13 protein-coding genes and 2 pseudogenes are annotated in these 17,476 nt (G+C 56.8%); 11 read left to right on the top strand and 4 right to left on the bottom strand.

What is annotated here, in order from left to right; genetic code table 11:
• Positions 1 to 2 precede the first annotated feature (2 nt).
• Complete coding sequence (locus tag ACRRSD_RS02475) at positions 3 to 365, bottom strand: DUF6124 family protein (RefSeq protein WP_435036961.1); 363 nt, start codon at positions 363 to 365, stop codon at positions 3 to 5.
• A gap of 407 nt (positions 366 to 772) precedes the next feature.
• Positions 773 to 985, bottom strand: a pseudogene (locus tag ACRRSD_RS02470) (acetoacetate decarboxylase (ADC)); the annotation flags it as partial.
• Between the two features lie 247 nt (positions 986 to 1,232).
• On the opposite strand from ACRRSD_RS02470, the gene ACRRSD_RS02465 reads away from it, so the two are divergent.
• Positions 1,233 to 1,892 carry a hypothetical protein gene (locus ACRRSD_RS02465; protein WP_435036960.1) on the top strand — a complete coding sequence of 220 codons (660 nt, stop codon included), beginning with the start codon at positions 1,233 to 1,235 and terminating at the stop codon, positions 1,890 to 1,892.
• 91 nt (positions 1,893 to 1,983) lie between these two features.
• Positions 1,984 to 3,390 (top strand): hypothetical protein, encoded by a 1,407-nt coding sequence (locus ACRRSD_RS02460; RefSeq protein ID WP_435036959.1) that lies wholly within the window; start codon positions 1,984 to 1,986, stop codon positions 3,388 to 3,390.
• A gap of 309 nt (positions 3,391 to 3,699) precedes the next feature.
• Here the strand turns inward: ACRRSD_RS02460 and ACRRSD_RS02455 are convergent, their stop codons facing one another.
• A complete protein-coding gene (locus tag ACRRSD_RS02455; RefSeq protein ID WP_435036958.1) occupies positions 3,700 to 4,260 on the bottom strand; it encodes a hypothetical protein in 561 nt (186 codons plus the stop codon).
• 190 nt (positions 4,261 to 4,450) lie between these two features.
• On the opposite strand from ACRRSD_RS02455, the gene ACRRSD_RS02450 reads away from it, so the two are divergent.
• Entirely contained in the window at positions 4,451 to 4,816 is a 366-nt protein-coding gene (locus ACRRSD_RS02450; RefSeq protein WP_435036957.1) for a hypothetical protein, read from the top strand.
• A gap of 63 nt (positions 4,817 to 4,879) precedes the next feature.
• Positions 4,880 to 5,176 carry a DUF7660 family protein gene (locus tag ACRRSD_RS02445; protein WP_435036956.1) on the top strand — a complete coding sequence of 99 codons (297 nt, stop codon included), beginning with the start codon at positions 4,880 to 4,882 and terminating at the stop codon, positions 5,174 to 5,176.
• A 136-nt stretch (positions 5,177 to 5,312) separates the two neighbouring features.
• On the opposite strand, the gene ACRRSD_RS02440 is transcribed toward ACRRSD_RS02445, so the two are convergent.
• Positions 5,313 to 5,927 carry a TetR/AcrR family transcriptional regulator gene (locus ACRRSD_RS02440; RefSeq protein WP_435036955.1) on the bottom strand — a complete coding sequence of 205 codons (615 nt, stop codon included), beginning with the start codon at positions 5,925 to 5,927 and terminating at the stop codon, positions 5,313 to 5,315.
• Between the two features lie 131 nt (positions 5,928 to 6,058).
• On the opposite strand from ACRRSD_RS02440, the gene ACRRSD_RS02435 reads away from it, so the two are divergent.
• From ACRRSD_RS02435 to ACRRSD_RS02405, 7 genes and pseudogenes are all read left to right on the top strand, one after another.
• The gene (locus ACRRSD_RS02435; RefSeq protein WP_435036954.1) at positions 6,059 to 7,276 is read left to right on the top strand and encodes an MFS transporter; all 1,218 of its coding nucleotides are present in this window, start codon (positions 6,059 to 6,061) and stop codon (positions 7,274 to 7,276) included.
• A 321-nt stretch (positions 7,277 to 7,597) separates the two neighbouring features.
• Positions 7,598 to 8,113: an Hcp family type VI secretion system effector gene (locus ACRRSD_RS02430; RefSeq protein ID WP_008084998.1), complete on the top strand. Its 516-nt coding sequence runs from the start codon at positions 7,598 to 7,600 to the stop codon at positions 8,111 to 8,113.
• A gap of 126 nt (positions 8,114 to 8,239) precedes the next feature.
• Positions 8,240 to 11,146, top strand: a complete 2,907-nt coding sequence (locus tag ACRRSD_RS02425) for a type VI secretion system tip protein VgrG (protein WP_435036953.1) — start codon at positions 8,240 to 8,242, stop codon at positions 11,144 to 11,146.
• Positions 11,143 to 15,882 carry an RHS repeat-associated core domain-containing protein gene (locus ACRRSD_RS02420; protein WP_435036952.1) on the top strand — a complete coding sequence of 1,580 codons (4,740 nt, stop codon included), beginning with the start codon at positions 11,143 to 11,145 and terminating at the stop codon, positions 15,880 to 15,882. Before ACRRSD_RS02425 ends, ACRRSD_RS02420 begins: the two co-directional genes overlap by 4 nt.
• 12 nt (positions 15,883 to 15,894) lie before the next feature.
• Complete coding sequence (locus ACRRSD_RS02415) at positions 15,895 to 16,323, top strand: NTF2 fold immunity protein (RefSeq protein ID WP_435036951.1); 429 nt, start codon at positions 15,895 to 15,897, stop codon at positions 16,321 to 16,323.
• A gap of 138 nt (positions 16,324 to 16,461) precedes the next feature.
• A complete protein-coding gene (locus tag ACRRSD_RS02410) occupies positions 16,462 to 16,968 on the top strand; it encodes a DUF4265 domain-containing protein (protein ID WP_435036950.1) in 507 nt (168 codons plus the stop codon).
• Between the two features lie 104 nt (positions 16,969 to 17,072).
• A pseudogene (locus ACRRSD_RS02405) lies at positions 17,073 to 17,465 on the top strand (RHS repeat-associated core domain-containing protein); the annotation flags it as partial.
• Positions 17,466 to 17,476 lie beyond the last annotated feature (11 nt).

Raw genomic sequence — 17,476 nt, 5'->3', positions numbered from 1 at the left:
CGTTACTCCGTCGGCACTACGTTATCCAACGCCCGATTCACTGCCAACTCCCCAAGCATCACCACCTGTGCAATGCCTTGCAGCGTCTTGCGTGCCGGTCCGTGCACCAGCCCGATCACATCCCCAAGCATCACCGAGGCCGAGCCGAGTGATTCACTGGCATTCACCAGCAATTCCTCAGTCTTGGTTTTCGGGTTGGCGATAAACATCGTGTTGGTTTGGTACGGGGTGAGCATGATGTCCGGGGCAGGACCGAGGTAATGGGAGAGGGCGCGGTCGACGGCAGCGTTGAATTTCTTGGCGTCTGGGGATTCGCCGCCCGCGATCGGATCAATTTCTGGCGGATTTGGCGTAATTTTGAACATAGATGAAACTCCTGGGAAACGATTAAGGAGCCATCACACTTCGCTACCAAACGAGGGGTGGCGGCCATGCACAGGTTGGTAGACCGGCCCAGGAGCCCGGCGCGTCCGAGGACGCCCTACGCATGGCCACCATAAAGCGGAGATCAAAAAAGCGATCTCTGCGAAAGGTGCGCAATGCGCCTGGGAAAGTCGGGCTACCAAACCCGATCACTGCTATTCAGTGACCGATCCACAATAGAACCCGCATCCAAGGCGCACAAGCCGGCGGATTCTGGCGTAGTCGTAGGCAACGGCGCAAGGCGTTGTAGCCTCTTGGAAGTATTTAGGAACGCTTTTAAACAGGTCGTTTGAAATGCCAGAAGTCCGAGGCCTGACAACCGTAAAAACGCTTCAACTCCTCCACAAAATCAACGCATTCCCACCAATGTCACCATAGGCTTCAGTGCATACAGTGCGCTCTGAAACACCAGCACGTATTCATACTTCATCATTTTTCCGAGCCCCAACGCCCTCAGTTCATTCGACAAGATGCCATCGCCCAATGTGAGCGTCACCGCGTCTGCATTTCTGCTGAAGGCGTGGCGGGTTTGCCGGAACATCGCGTATCCATAAGCGTATTGATGATTTTGACCGGAACGTGATCAGGCAGTTTTTCAGGTGCGAGCTAATATCAAAGTGCAATTATTGAGAGCGCCACGACCGCCGCTAGTGGAACCCACTGAGATAGCGAGTCCGGGCTAATTCTGATGTGCATCATGGAGGACAGCGCATGAGCCTGTTACTCGGTCCCGTCCAGCATGCTGCCGACCTGATTCAGCTAGTTACCGCAAACAAGTAGCGCAGGTTTCCACCATCGAGGTTCTCTGAATGGTCACTCTATTGACGAGTCTTCGCTTCGCCTGCCAAGTCATGCTGATGGTGCTGGTGCCAATCACATTGGTCCTGGCAGCTGATGTGACGCCCGAGGAAAGGACATTCCTGCCCGTAGCGCTAAAGGACTGGATTGTCATCGGCAGTACCGTCGTGAGCATATTCATCGCCTTTTGGGGTGTGAAGAACGGTCTTCAATCCGCTAGAAAAGCCATTGACGAAAAACAGAACGAGCACCGTCAAAAGCAACTGGCTGCGGCGCGCGACATGATAAAGGAGATATTCAGCGACCCGCTGGCGCGCTCGGCAATGCGAATGATGGACTGGTCAGGCCGAAACTTTACCTACGAGAACCAGTGTTTGACGGTGCATTGGAGAGATTTGAAACCGGCGCTTGTTGTGCACCAGCAGGGTATGGGATTTGACAAACAGCAGGAGTTCATCCGCGACTGTTTCGAGTCCTTCTTTGACCACATGCTCGTGCTTGAGCACTTCATCGAGCAACGCTATTTGAACGAGGCCGATATAGCAGTCCCTCTCGAGTATTACGCGGGACAGGTCATGAATTTCCCTCAAACCTACGATGGATTCCTGCTCGCGTATGGCTATGGTGAAGCCCGTGACTTGTTGCAGCGTCTGGCACTGCGCCGTAAGTAACACATGCTTGTTAAATGAACGGAAGAAACCGCTCGATCGGTGTTGGAGCGCAAAGTCCGCAGACATCAACAGAAGGACAGAGGGATCAATCATGGGCATCGTCCGCGTGGCAGCAGTCATGCTGGTTTTATTGTTTATTTCGGGCTGCACCTTTCATCAACAATGGAGAGACGAAAAGCAGGTCTGTGTAATAGATCAATCGGAGGAAGGGAGCGACCAGTGCGAACGGGCGCAACTGCAGAAACGGCAAGGTCCCGGGGAATATACGATCGGATACGTCGAGTTCAACGATCAAGGAGAACTGTTCAGTAGGCAGCAGATGAATGACGTGCTGGGCGCCTTGCAAGAGAAGGCCGGTAGGGGAGATGTGCTCACAATTGTCTTCGCACATGGATGGAATCACCGGGCAAAAGAAGGCGATGGAAACATCAATACATTCAGGAAAGTATTGGAAAACGTATCGCTCACCGAGGCCAAAGACGCCAATGAAAAACAGAGGCCGCGCAGGGAGGTGTTTGGCGTTTACCTTGGCTGGAGAGGGCTGTCTCTAAGGGTTCCGGTGCTGGAGTTTCTGACGTTTTGGGACCGCAAGAATACTGCCGCCAAAGTGGGGGCAGGGGATGTGACCGAACTGCTCAGCCGTATCGAATTGGTGAAGCGCACGCGTGATGCGATCAACGCTCAGGATGCAACGGAGTCAGTCATCGCCTCGTGCAAAGACCGCCCATGTATTGACGAGCTTGATAAGGCAAAAGCAGCCAAAAGTGATACTCGACTAGTAGTCATTGGCCACAGCTTCGGTGGTTTGGTGGTGCAGTCGGCAATAGACCGAGTCCTTATTGATAGAGCGATCAGGACGGGCGGAGCCGGCGCGGGCTATCAGGGCACTATAGAAGGCTTCGGAAATCTGGTGATTCTGATCAACCCGGCATTTGAGGCTCAACGGTTCAACTCCATGTTCAAACTGCAAGACGAGCGCAAGACTTACTTTGACGACCAGCTGCCCGTCGAGTTGGTCCTGACGTCGCGTCGTGACTACGCAACGAAATTCGCATTTCCAGTCGGTAGGGCATTTTCCAGCGCCTTTGAGAAGAAGGGCTGGGCTTCGAAGAATCTGCAAACCATCGGGCATTACGAGTCCTTCGTAACACATACTCTAAATACGCCTGCGCCGGAGTTGCTGAAGTCTCCTCAATATGCGGATTGCTTTAATGACCCTGCAACAATCGCTCATTCTTGGTATTCGGGAGATCGCAAAGGTAACAGACATATTTTTGGTGGGCTTATTCTGGAAAGGGATAAGTTGTCCGAACGTTCACCCTTTCTCAACGTCAGCGTGTCGGGAGATCTGATTACAGGTCATAACGACGTGGACGAAGATTTGATTATCAAGTTCGCTTCAAGAATGATCAGTTTGTCTTCAATCACCGAGCGTCAGAAGAAATCAGCTGCGGAAAAAGTCGTCAATCTGAAGTCTTGCGATCTGGCGTTGCAGTGAAACCAGACGGTCGGCATGCGTGTGATAAATGCTGCTCCTGAAGACATGGAAAAACGTATGAAAAGGGGCGTTCGCTGAACGCCCCTTTATTCGCGCGAGTTCCCTGTGCGCAACTCATTGGAATCAGGCCACACGCCTACATAACAATACATACACCCAATCCTCCGAAAGGAACCCCAAGCCATGACCACTCAAGCCGAAACCGCCATCCTCGCCGGCTGCTGCTTCTGGGACATGTACAAAAAGAACGGGGATAGATTCATGTTCCAAGAATGCCGCTGTCCCCAATTTCGTTTGCATGTGGCATCGTCAGGTCCCCAGCGAAATCAGCGTGTCAATCACATTAATCGGCACATAAATCAACGTAACCACCGCATACGCTTTACGCGACCGTGCCACAAACGCGCCAATCGGCAACACAATCATGATCACGTCCAGTAATCCCCAAAGCGCCACCGGCGATGCCTCAAACAACGTGACATTAACGATCAGCCCCAAGCACAGATACGTGGACAGCGACAGCAATGCATAGCGTCCATCCTGTTCGAAATACACGCGCAACCCGTGCTGCTCATCCTCACTGCGGCTCGGCAGCAGCAATGCCGCCGTGACGAACAGCGACAGTGCCAGCATCACCAGCAGTAGAAATTCGAGAAACGAGAAGGTCTGTTTCACCGCCGACAGTGCGTTGACGGCCCACCAGAATTGCAGCTGCATGGTAAACAGCATCACCGCCCAGACCAGCGCCACCCAATCTGGCTTAGCCACTCGGCGGATGCGGAATACCGTTAATGCGCCGAGCAGCAGGCGGGTGACGGAGAGTCCGAGGATCATTGAGAGGACGGTGGCGACGATTGGGAAGTTGCTCATCTTGCCTCTCGTGAACTCGGTTTTGGCTGTCAGGGTGTTTTGGGCAGACTAGGTGGGGCGGGTAAGACCGTCAAACGTGGCTGTGCAGTTGGGTTGGCAGAAAACGCCTGTAGAGCCTTGCTGCGCGGAGCTAATGGATTAGGATGCCCGCAGGCTGGAATGGATCTTCTCGACTTAGGATGTGTGGTTTATGGAATCTGCTTTTTCGCAAGTCACCGAGCGTTTGCACAACCGCCGGTTTTCCGTGGCGAACAATGCTCAGGGGTTGTCCGATGCACGCACGGTGTTTCACTACTTCGTCGAAGGCGCGGCGGTTTGGGGAACTTATGCGGGGGGGCATATTCGCCTGGGCAACCAGGTCGGGCGGGTGACCGGGCCTGACAGTATCGAGCTGCTTTATCAGTGCATCACCAACGATGGCGAGATTCGCGCGGGTTGGTCGCGGGGCGTGGTGGGGGTTGATGAAGCGGGGCGGACGACGTTGCGGTTTGTGTGGGGGTGGTTGTCGGGGGCCGAGGGTGGCGGGGAGTCGAGTTATGTTGAGGTGGTCGCTTAGCGATGGGGCATCTTGTGATTATCGCGTGCTGTTCGGCACTAACCTTTCAACGCAAGGATGGCTATGTCTGTAGATCTTGATGAGTTGCTGGAACGTGTCAACGATGAGCAATCTTTCATCGATTTCGTTGCGGCGCTGGGTTCTGATTTCTCCCGTGAGCGGGCACTGGAGAAGGCGACACCATCGTCTGCTTATCAGGCGGGTGCGTTAGGCTGGGAAAATGGATCGGTCGATACGTTTCTTGATGCTGCGGCTGCTTGGGCGATGGCTACTTCGAGGAATGCTCAGGCGGATGCTGCCGTTTCTAATGTCTGGCAACGGTGCGCGGAGATTTTGTTGGCTGGGAAGTTTTACGAGTGAGGCTCGCAGATCATCCGCTTTAGGCCTGCATTTTTTTGATAAGAAAACGCCCAAGGGTTTGGCGTGTCCTGGATGGTTAGGACGGCGTACTGCCTTGGGCGAGATGGGAGCAGATTAAGTGGGGGCAATGTAGACGTCAACTCTTCGCCATCACATCCCAAGTCCGCATCACCTGCGTAATCGCCGCATCAATACTCTCAATCGGCGTGTCATCCCGAGCAAGGATGGAAATCCCCTGCAGGAAACTGTCGAACACCGTCGCCATGGCGGCTGCGTTCGTGTCGTTTAATAAAAGTCCCTCACTCACACCACGCTCGACACACGCCACAATCCCCGCGCGGGTTCGGGCACGGGAGTGGGTGAGGGCTTGAGCGACGTGGGCGTTTTCCGGACTCGGTGCGCTCATGACGCCGAGGGTAACCATGCAGCCTTTGGGGTGGCTGTCGTCGCATTGCATGCGTGCCGACTGGCGGAGTGCGGTTTCGATGGCTTGGCGTGGCGGCAGGTTTTCGTCCCACAGGCATTCGGTGACTTGGGCGAAGGTCGTCAGGTAACGCTGCACGCATTCGTCGAACAAGTCTTCTTTGGAGCCGAACGCGGCGTAGAAGCTCGGTGCGGAAATGCCGCCGCCCAGTTCGGCCTTCAACAGTGAAAGGGATGTCGAGTCGTAGCCGTGTTGCCAGAACAATTGCATGGCCTGGTCGACGGCGTCGTCGCGATCGAATGCGCGGGGGCGGCCGGTTCTGGCCATAGCTGAAACTCCTCTGAAAGTGATTTGGATACTAGTCGATACATAAGTCGTTGACAACGTGCGACGGATACCGCCAGTATTTTATATCGATCGGTACGCAAGTCTGAATTTCCAAACTCAAGGAGTTTCCCGTGACACCCTCAATGACTCTATCGGCAGCGCCCAAACGCCTGCCCATCGGCGCGCTGTTGGCGCTGGCCATGACCGGTTTTATCTGCATCGTCACCGAAACCCTGCCCGCCGGGCTGTTGCCGCTGATCAGCGACGGCTTGGCGATTTCACCTTCGATGGCCGGGCAGATGGTCACCGCTTACGCGCTGGGCTCGGTGCTGGCGGTGATCCCGATGACCATCGCCACGCGCGGCTGGCGTCGGCGCAATGTGTTGTTGCTGACCATCGTGGGTTTTCTGCTGTTCAACTCGATCACGGCGCTGTCGTCGCACTATGGCGTGACGCTGGTGGCGCGTTTCTTTGCGGGGGTGGCGGCAGGGTTGGCGTGGAGTCTGTTGGCTGGTTATGCGCGGCGGATGGTCGAGCCGGATCAACAGGGTAAGGCGTTGGCACTGGCGATGGTTGGTACGCCGATTGCCCTGTCACTGGGCGTGCCGCTCGGCACTTGGCTGGGTGGCCTCGTCGGGTGGCGCACGACGTTCGGCATAATGTCCGGGCTGACTTTGATTTTGATTGTATGGGTGCTGGTGAAGGTCCCCGACTATCCACCACAGCCTGCGCATCAGCGCCTGTCACTGCGCGATGTGCTGACGACACCGGGCGTCCGACCTGTACTGGCGGTGGTGATCAGCTGGATGCTGGCGCACAACATTCTTTACACCTACATCGCACCGTTTGTTGCGCCGGCGGGGCTGGCGGATCGCGTGGATCTGGTGTTGTTGGTGTTTGGTCTCGCGGCGTTGGCAGGGATCTGGCTGACGGCCAAATTGGTTGAGCCGCTGTTGCGCAAGACTGTGCTGGTGAGCCTGGCGACGTTTGCATTGGTCTGCGTGGTGTTTGGCTTTTTCGGGCGTGTGCCGCTGGTGATATACCTCGGCGTGGCGGTGTGGGGATTGAGTTTTGGCGGCGCGGCGACCTTGTTGCAGACGGCGTTGGCGGATGCCGCCGGTGACGGCGCGGACGTGGCGTTGTCGTTGAATGTGGTGGCGTGGAATAGCGCGATTGCCGGCAGCGGCGTGGTCGGCGGGGTGCTGCTGGATCGATGGGGGGTTGCCTCTTTCCCATGGGCGATGGTGGTGTTGGTGGCGGTCGGGTTTGTGATTGCCTGGAGTGCTCGGGCGCATGGGTTCAGAGCGGGACCGCGTGGGGCGGGAGCGGCGGCCGTGGTTGGGCACTGAAGGTTTTTCAACGCAGCTCATTTTTTGAAGTGCGCAAGAAGTTGCGCAGTAACTTTCTTTTTTTCTCGGGTGAATGCTCTGTAGCCCTTTAACTACGTGGCCTCCAGCCAAGTGCGCAACTTCTTGCACACCACTGCGCAAGAAGTTGCGCACTTTTCTATGTTTTGTTCGGCTTAAACATCAGAGCAATTGAAACGGCGCGTTTAAATCATTGAACGCTAATGGCTTTGTGATAGCTGGCATGGAGTTTGATTGCTCAACGCCACCCGGACAGGCAATGGTGCCTCTCGGGCACGTCATTTTGAGCAAGGAGAGCATCCCATGGCAACACCAGCGTACATGTCCGTTACTGGCGAAAAACAAGGCCTGATCACTGCCGGCGCCTTCACCGCCGACTCCGTTGGCAACACCTTTCAGGAAGGCCACGAAGACCAGGTCATGGTGCAGGCTTTCACCCACGACGTGATCATTCCGCGTGACCCGCAATCCGGTCAGCCAACCGGTCAGCGCGTGCACAAGCCAGTAGTGATCACCAAGGTCTACGACAAGGCTTCGCCGCTGCTGCAAGCGGCGCTGACTTCCGGCGAGCGCATGAGCGAAATCGTTATCCAGTGGTACCGCACTTCGGCGCAAGGCACCCAAGAGCACTACTACACCACCAAACTGGAAGACGCGATCATCGTCGCCATCAACAACAAAATGCACAACTGCCAGGATCCAGGCAACGCGCACTTCACCCACCTGGAAGAAGTGCAGTTCACCTACCGCAAAATCACCTGGACCCACGAAGTTTCCGGTACTTCGGGTTCCGATGACTGGCGTGCTCCAGTCGTTTAATCGCGGCTGATAGTGATACCGACTCGACCAGTCTGACTGGTCGAGTTCACTGTTCGATCAAGGAATTCTTCGCCTCAGGCTCTTGCACCCTGAGGCGCGTCGCAGCACTGCGCGAGGGACAAGGGAATGTTCTCACCGGCCAATCAGCCTCATTTCAATTTGACCGTCGATGGTATCGACAGCGATTTTCAGGTGCTGTCGTTTACCGGTCGTGAGGCCCTCAACACGCCGTTCGAATTCGAGCTGGAACTGGTCAGCGAAAAGGCCTCGGTCAACCTCGAAAGCGTGCTGCACAAACTGGCGTTTCTTCAGCTGTCGCCGAGCGGCACTGGCATTCACGGGCTGGTCTACAGCATTGCCCAAGGCGAGGCGGGCAAACGCCTGACGCGTTACAAGATCTCCCTGCGCCCGCAGCTGTCGTACCTCGCGCATCGGGTCAACCAGCGCATCTTCCAGCAGATGACCGTGCAACAGATCATCAGCCAGGTCCTGGAAGAACACGGCATCCTTGCCAGCGATTACCACTTCCAGCTCAGCGCGATTTATCCCGAGCGCATTTACTGCGTGCAGTACGACGAGTCGGACCTCGATTTCATCCAGCGCCTGTGCGAGGAGGAGGGGATTCACTACCACTTCCAGCACACGTCCAGCGGCCACAAACTGACCTTCGGCGATGACCAGACGGTGTTCCCGAAACTCGCGCCAGTGGCCTATCAGCAGGATTCCGGACTGGTCGCCGACAAACCGGTGGTCAAGCGTTTTGGTTTGCGTCTGGCCACCCGCACCAGCCGCACCACGCGCCGTGATTATGACTTCGTCAAACCGAAGATCGAGCTGGAAAGCGATGCCAAAAGCAGCGCCCAGCCAGACCTCGAAGACTACGATTACCCGGGCCGTTTCGTTGATCGCGAGCGTGGCAAACACTTGGCCAATCGCGCGCTGGAACGTCATCGCAGCGACTATCGTCTGGCCGAGGGCAACAGCGATCAGCCGATTCTGGTCAGCGGGCATTTCCTCGCCCTGACCGAACACGCCAATCCGACGTGGAACGATCTTTGGCTGCTCACTGAAATCTTCCACGAAGGTAAACAGCCTCAGGTGCTCGAAGAGTCGGTGACCAGCGATACCACCGACAATAAAGACGATTTCCACCAGGGCTACCGCAACCGCTTCAGCGCCATCCCGTGGGACGTGCCGTACCGCCCGCCGCTCGATCACCCGAAACCAAAAGTACTCGGCACACAAAGCGCGGTGGTCTGCGGCCCTGAAGGTGAAGAGATCTACTGCGACCAGTACGGCCGGGTGAAGGTGCAGTTCTTCTGGGACCGCGAAGGCAAGCACGACGACATGACCAGTTGCTGGATGCGCGTCGCGTCGAGCTGGGCAGCCGAGACCTTTGGCTCGATCAACATTCCGCGGGTCGGCATGGAGGTGTTGATCACCTTCCTCGAAGGCGATCCCGATCAGCCGCTGATCACCGGTTGCCTGTACCACGGCGCGAACCTGCCGCCGTACAAACTGCCGGATTTCAAGACCCTGGCCACGGTCAAGAGCAAGGAATACAAGGGCAGCCGCGCCAACGAACTGCGCATCGACGACACCACCAGCGAGATCAGCATCGCGCTGCGCAGCGACCACGGCGCGAGTGCGATCAACCTCGGTTATCTGACGCATCCACGCCCGAGCGGTGGCCAGCCGCGTGGTGAAGGTTTCGAGTTAAGAACTGATCGCCACGGTGCGGTGCGTGCGGCTGCCGGTCTGTTGATCACCACCGAGCCGCGCCCGAACGAATCCAAGCACCACAAGGACTTGCCGGAAACCGCCGAGCGCCTCGCCACTGCCAGCGATCAGCAGGACGGATTCGCCGTGCAAGCCAAAGAGCTGCAAGCCCAGGAAGCCGGCGATCAGGACGACGTCGCCAAAGCGCTGCACGCCCAGCATCAAGGCGTGCTCGGCTCGGGTCCGGCGAACCTCACCGCCAACGAATTCCCCGAGTTCACCGAGCCGCATCTGGTCCTCGCCAGCCCGGCCGGCATCGCTCTGACCACACCACGCTCCAGCCACATCGCCACTGGCGAACACTTGGCATTGAGCAGCACCGGCCACACCAGTCTCTCCATCGGCAAACGCCTGCTGGCCAGCGCCAGTCGTGGCATGCGCCTTTTCGTGCAAAGCATGGGCTGGCGGCTGGTCGCGGCGTCCGGCGACATCGACGTGCGCGCGCTGAAGGACAGCATCAACCTGCTGGCCAAACTCAATATCACCGCCAACGCCGACCGCATCACCATCACCGCGAAAACCGAACTGGTGATTCAGGGCGGCGGCAGCGCCACCACCTACAACGCCGGCGGCATCACCCACGCCACCAGCGGCCCGTACACCGCGCACGCGGCGAACTTCGCCTACACCGGGGCGAAATCTTTGGCCGGGGTATTCCCGGAACCGCCGAAACCGGGCAAGGGCAATCTGGAACTGTTCAATCAGTACGCCGGGCGTCAGGGCATCAAGGAAGGCGATTACGAAGTCATCGATGCGCTGGGCAAAAGCATCAAGGGCAAGCTCGACGGCAAGGGTTTCGCCAGCGTCGCCGGTGCTGCACCGGGGCCGGCACGTGTGCTGTTCGGCAAGGATCCGGCGGACACCTGGAGCGATGGCAGTTACATCGGCAAGCCGGAATGGCCGTTGAATCCACCGGGGGCCGAGGATGTGCCGAGCCAAGTGCAGGCGATGGTCGCACAGGTGTTACCGAGCAAGAGTTGGGACATGTTGGAGAAGGGCAAGGACATGGCGCAAACAGGGATGAGTGCGATGCAGACGGCGCAAGGTGCGATGCAAACAGCGCAGCAAGTGAAGGGTGTGGTGCAGGGCGGGGTAGCCGGGTTGCCGAAACTGGCGAGTGCGGCCATGCCGAGTGCGTCGGGGATTCTTGGGGCGGCGAGCAAGGCGGGCAAGTTGCCGAACCTGCCCGCACCGAGTCTGCCGAAACCTTCCTTGAAAACCCCGGGCCTGTTGGCGGGTGAGATGCTGTCATGACCATTGAAATCGTAAAACGTGAGCCTCAGGTTGCTATCGTTCCACTCAATGCCATCGACATCCAGGACGTTGCCAGCAGCGCAGCAACCTTCGATGCCTGGCTGCAATCAGCCACGGATGGCGTGGTCACGCTTGATCGCATCAAGAACTACGCCGGCTTCTTGCCGGTGGTGGGCAACATCATGGCGCTGGTCGATGCGCTGGGTGACATCGTCACCTTGTCCAACGCCAAGCAGCGCGACTTGCTCGCGTGGGCCAGCCTGGGCATCAACCTGATCGGCGTATTGCCGTTGCCGCCGGCAATGGCCGCTGCGCGCATGACCCTGCGCCCGACGCTGTTTCTGGTACGCCAGGAGATGAAGGCCAGCAGCAAATTGTTGCTCAGCACCTCCGTGATCGAGGTGCTGGTCGGGCACCTGAACGCTTCTATTGTCGGCACGCTGGATGATTTTGTTGAACAGGCCAAAGGCAAATTGCCCGGCATCCTGGCGGACGCTGGCAAGCTCGGCGAAGACGTCATCAACGAGATTGCCAAAGGCATCGAAGCGGTGGCTTTCGGCAATCTGGATGCCAAAGGTGATCTGAATGCGGCCAGCGCACAGGCAAGCGCTGCAGTCGATCAATTCAAGAATGATCCGCTGGCCTCATTCAGCAATGTGTTCGGGGCTGCCGCGAGTGCTTATAAAGCGGCTGGCAAGGGCCTGGCCAACAGCGTGGCACAAAATCTGGTGCCCGATGACTTCAAAAAAACCGTCTCCGACGAAACCAAAAAACTGCGCGCAATGGGCCCGGAGCTGCGCACTCAGTTGAGCAAGCTCGATGATGAATCGGTGCAGAACTCCATCGGCTGGTTGCTGTTTATCCTCTCCAGTGCCGTGACACTGTGGCGCAAGCGCAATGCTCATGGCCAGAGCACCGCAGTCCATCCAGACAAGACCGGTCAGGCAAAGCACACGGCGTCCGATGGTCAATTGGGATCCAGTGGTCAACAGGCTCCTGCGAAAGGCGCGCCCGAGCCGAAGAAAAACGGCGCCTGCACGGGCACATGCAACAGCATCAGTTTTGCCTTGGGTTCTGAAAGACTCAGTCATACTGATTTCAGCTTGCCGGGGCCTTTCCCTGTCGAGTGGACGCGCATATACAACTCACGCCTCGACGCCTACGATCACAGCGAACTCGGCGCTCGCTGGATTTCTGAGTTCACCACACGCTTTGACTGCGTTGACGATGGCCTGATGTTCTATGGCGCCGATGGCCGCGATCACAGCTATCCGTTGCCTAAGGTCGGCCTGTTCCACTACGACGCCATCGAAAACATCACACTGGTCCGCAACAGCGAAGATCAACTGTTGCTGTGCCGTGGTTTCGAACGCAAGGAAACCTACGTCCGCCGTGGCCAGCGTTTTGTGCTGACTAATATCTCGCTGCGTAACGGCGCCGGGATCATGCTGCATTACGAGCACCGTCATGGCGAACACTCGCTGCTCTCCGACCTGATCACCTATCAGGAAAACGACTTCACCAAAGTCCATTTGCACCTCGGCACGATGATCGACGAGCACGGCCGGTTTATCGGCCTCTGGCAGATCGTTGACGGCGAACCGCTGCGCCAGCTCTGCGCCTATCAGTACGACGCCTATGGCGACCTGATTCAGGCGCAGGACGAGAACGGTGCAGTCTGGTCGTATCAGTTCCAGCATCACCTGATCACCCGCTACACCGACCGCACCGGGCGCGGCATGAACCTGCAATGGGACGGTTCAAGCGCCAAGGCCAAAGCCGTGCGCGAATGGGCCGATGACGGCAGCTTCGACACGCATCTGGAGTGGGACGAAAACATTCGCCTGACGTACGTCACCGATGCTCTAGGCAATGAGACCTGGCACTACTACGACATCCTTGGCTACACCTATCGCATCCGCTACGCGGACGAGCGTTCGGAATGGTTCTTCCGCGACAAGGCGAAGAACATCGTGCGCCGCGTCAATGCTGACGGCAGCACCGATCGCTACAGCTACGATGAGCGCAGCAACCTGCTCGAACACATCCGCGCCGACCATACCGTGATGCATTACGCCTACGACGATCAGGACCTGCTGATCAAGATCAGCGATGCCGAGGGCGGTCAGTGGCAGCGCGCCTATGACGACCAAGGCAATCTGGTCGAAGCGCTCGATCCGCTGGGCAACAAAACCGAATACGCCTACAACAAATCCGGCCTGCCCACCACGATCAAGGACGCCAACGGCAACGAAAAAACCCTCGATTACAACGATGCTGGGCAACTGGTCGAGTACGTCGATTGCTCGGGCAAAACCAGCGCCTGGGAATACAACGAACTGGGGCAGATGACCTGCTTCACCGACGCAGCCGGCAACGCCACCGAATACGAATACAAGGCCGGCCAATTGGTGTTGATCAAGCACCCGGACAAGACCGAAGAGCGCTTTGAGCGAGACGCCGAAGGTCGGCTGTTGGCGCATGTCGACGCTCTCGATCGCTGCACCACGTGGAGCTACAGCGCTGCCGGTTTGATCGCCGAACGCGTCGATGCCGCAGAGCAAACCCTGCGCTACCGCTGGGACCGTCTCGGACGGTTAACGGTGCTGGAAAACGAAAACGAACAACGCGCGCACTTTCACTACGACCCGGTCGGACGCCTGCTCGAAGAGCGCGGTTTCGATGGACGCAGCACGCGTTATCAGTACGACCCGCTCACTGGACGCCTCGCGCAATCGATCAATGGCCAACGCGTCATCTCGTTGAGCTTCGACCCGATGGGCCGTTTGACCGAGCGTCGCGCCACCTTGGGCGAGCAGTCGCAAAGCGAAACTTTCGCCTATGACGGCAACGGCAACCTGGTGCTGGCCGACAACGCCGACAGCCGCCTGCAATGGTTCCACGACCCGGCCGGTAATCTGCTGCGCGAACACCAACATTATCTCGGCCTGGAAAAACCCACCGTCGCGATCTGGCAGCACGAGTACGACGTGCTCAACCAACGAGTCGCCACCGTGCGCCCCGACGGCCACCGCGTCAGTTGGCTGACGTACGGCAGCGGTCACCTGCTAGGCCTGCGCCTGGACGAGCACGAACTGATCGGCTACGAACGCGACGACCTGCACCGCGAAGTCGCCCGCCATCAAGGCAATCACCTGCTGCAAACCCAAAGCTGGGACCCGGCCGGCCGTTTGCAGGAACAACTGCTGGGACGCAGCGACGACAAATCCACACTGCTCAAACGCGAATACAGCTACGACGCCGCCGGCCAACTGACCGACATCAACGACAGCCGTCGTGGCCCGCTCGCCTATCGTTACGATCCCGTCGGCCGACTGCTCAGCGCTACCACACGTCAAGGCGTGGAAACCTTCGCCTTCGACCCGGCCGGCAACCTGCTCGACGACAAGGCGACAGAGATTCGCCGCCCACTGGACCTGACCCCACCGCGCAGCAAACTGGTCGACAACCTGCTGCGCGAATACGCCGGCACGCACTACGACTACGACGAACGCGGCAACCAGATCCAGCGCTGGCACAACGGCCAACGCAGCGACCTGCAGTGGGATTTGTTTGATCGACTGGTGCATTTCGAAGACCCGCGCCTCAGTGTGGATTTCGCCTACGACGCACTGGGACGACGCCTGCACAAAAACTCGCGTGCGCACTACAAGCAGCGGCCTGAAGCAGGCTCTCTCTGGAACAGAAACGAACACGCGCGCAAACAGCGCGAGCTGGGCTGCGGCTTCACCTTGTACGGCTGGGACGGCGACAACCTCGCCTGGGAAAGCAGCCCGGCACAAAGCGATGGCGAGCCCGGCCGCACGGTGCACTACGTCTTCGAACCGGGGACTTTTGTCCCTGTTGCACAGGCTGTACGGCACGCGCCGATCGATCTGATTGGGCTGCCGGATTACAGCGGTGAATACAGCCTGGACGAGGACCCGTTGTGGAATCACAAGGCCACAGCATTACCGTTTGACGCGTTGGCCTGGTATCAGTGCGATCACCTCGGCACCCCGCAAGAGCTGACTGATTCACAAGGCAACATGGCGTGGACCGCGCAGTACAAGGCGTGGGGGCAGGTGACGGAACAGCGTTCGGAATGGGCGCGGCAGCATGGGGTGGTGAACCCGATCAGATTCCAAGGGCAGTATCACGATCATGAGACAGGGCTGCATTACAACCGGTATCGGTACTATGATCCGGGGGTTGGTCGGTTCATAAGCAAAGATCCGATAAGTTATACCGGAGGCATTAACCTTTATGCCTATGCAGCGAATCCGGTTGAGTGGGTGGATCCATTGGGCCTTTGGGGCTCAAACCCGATAACAAAATATCGTCACAATGAGAACGGATCGCTGAAGAGCGTAACCGCGAAAATTCGACCGGAAGATTTGGGAACTGGGACAAATACCAACACCAGTTCACGGGGGTTTGCGCGTAACTTGGGCTGTAATACGGACGACGCTGGCCATGCCATCGGAAATCGACTGGGTGGAAGCGGTGGTAAGGGGAACATTTTTCCTCAAGCCCCTAGTGTTAACCGTGGTGAGTTCCGTGACTTTGAGGGAGATATTGCCGAAGCTGTTAAAGGCGGTAGTAACGTAATAGTACGTGTCACCCCTCAGTACGATGAAGGTGCCACTCGACCTCATTCTGTTCTGTACCAGGCGAGAGTTGACGGGAATACTGAAAGTCGGCTATTCCACAACCCTTGTTCGTGCGATTGTTGATAGGAGTGTTTTATGTCACCTAGTGAGCGATTACAAAATTTTCTTTCGCAGATGCATGAGTGGGAGGTGGGATTTCATGCCGAGAAGCGATGCGACGCATATAAGACGGATTCGGTGTATCGGACTAAGGCGAATGAAGCAGCAAAATCAAGGTTGGAAGCGATATTCTCTGAAAATCTGAGTGTGAAAGCTTCAATTGCCCTTGGATCAGCAAGGCTCGATACATTAGGTACTGGACAGCCTCCGGAGTATGAACAGACCATTTTGACTGATACCGAAGAACAGCTAGATAAGGAAACGAATATTCAGGCAGTCAGAAAAAAAGGGCTGAAACAACGTTATCGATACACCGTGATCGTAGAGCGTGATGAACCAAAAATTGATGGGGTTAGCGTTTGGCGCGCTAGCAGTGAGAAATGGGAGCGTCGTCATGCGATTTAGCCCTAAACCGGTCTCTGAAGAAAATCACCTGTGCACGAGTTGATGAAAACTGCTCTGGGACAGACCACGTTTCTGAAGGTTTTTTAAACGTGGTTTGCCTAATAAAGTCTAGTCGGCTTATCACCCTGAGTGTATAGAATGAAAGGTACCTTTCACAAGATTGTCTTTGAGTTGACGCCTGACGAGGATGATTATCCTCCTGTATCTGCTGAGTCGATCTGGGGCATCTATGCCGGTGATGGCACCTATACCTTAGACAATACTCCCTATTACGTTTATGGCGTGAGTAAGGGAGATTCCGTGCAGGTAAAGTCCAGTGGCGATGAGATGATAGCTGTGCGTGTCGCAAAACAGGGCGGCCATTCGACTGTCAGAGTTTTTGCCAGTGATACTGAAGAGAAAAGTAAAATAATCGCTCATCTTCATCAGTTAGGTGCCTCGTGCTCAGTTAGTCAGGAAATGTCGCTGTTTACAGTGGATATTCCCTCAGATTGTGATTTTTTCGCAATCGACAGATATTTGTCTGATATTGCTGATGGGGAAAATATTGCATATGAGGATGCTTGTCTGCAGCACTCAGATATCGAGTCATTTCGTCTAGGGGAGTGCCTGTCATTGGCTTCTTTACCACTACTAGCTCATTGATTGAGTAAGCCCTAAGGGGGGCATGGAGACAGGCCGTGATCTGGAGTTTATTAATCGTAGTCTGTTCCTATTAATACGCTGGAGCACCTGGCTACAGTGGTTAATTCAGTCTGGACGATGATCCGTTATGGCACCAGAAGGTTGCCATCCAGCCTGTCGATGTATTGAGTTGGTATCAATGCGACCAACTCGGAACGCCGCGGGAGTTGATGGATGCGCAGGGAGATATCGCCTGGAGCGCCGACTACAAAGCCTGGGGCTCGGTTCAAGAACAACGCTCTCCGGTGGCACGGCAACAGGGCGTGACCAATCCGATTCGGTTTCAGGGGCAGTACCATGACCACGAAACCGGACTTCATTACAATCGACACCGCTATTACGATCCTGATACCGGTCGTTTCATCGGGCAAGACCCGATCAGTTATGCCGGTGGATTGAATCTTTACACTTATGCACCCAATCCTACCGGTTGGATCGATCCGCTTGGGCTGGCTAAAACGTGCTGCTG

The organism is Pseudomonas neuropathica, assembly GCF_051174785.1.
Classification (GTDB): domain Bacteria; phylum Pseudomonadota; class Gammaproteobacteria; order Pseudomonadales; family Pseudomonadaceae; genus Aquipseudomonas; species Aquipseudomonas neuropathica_A.
The sequence above is the reverse complement of the archived record's forward strand: the minus strand, read 5'-3'. Positions and strand labels throughout refer to the sequence as shown.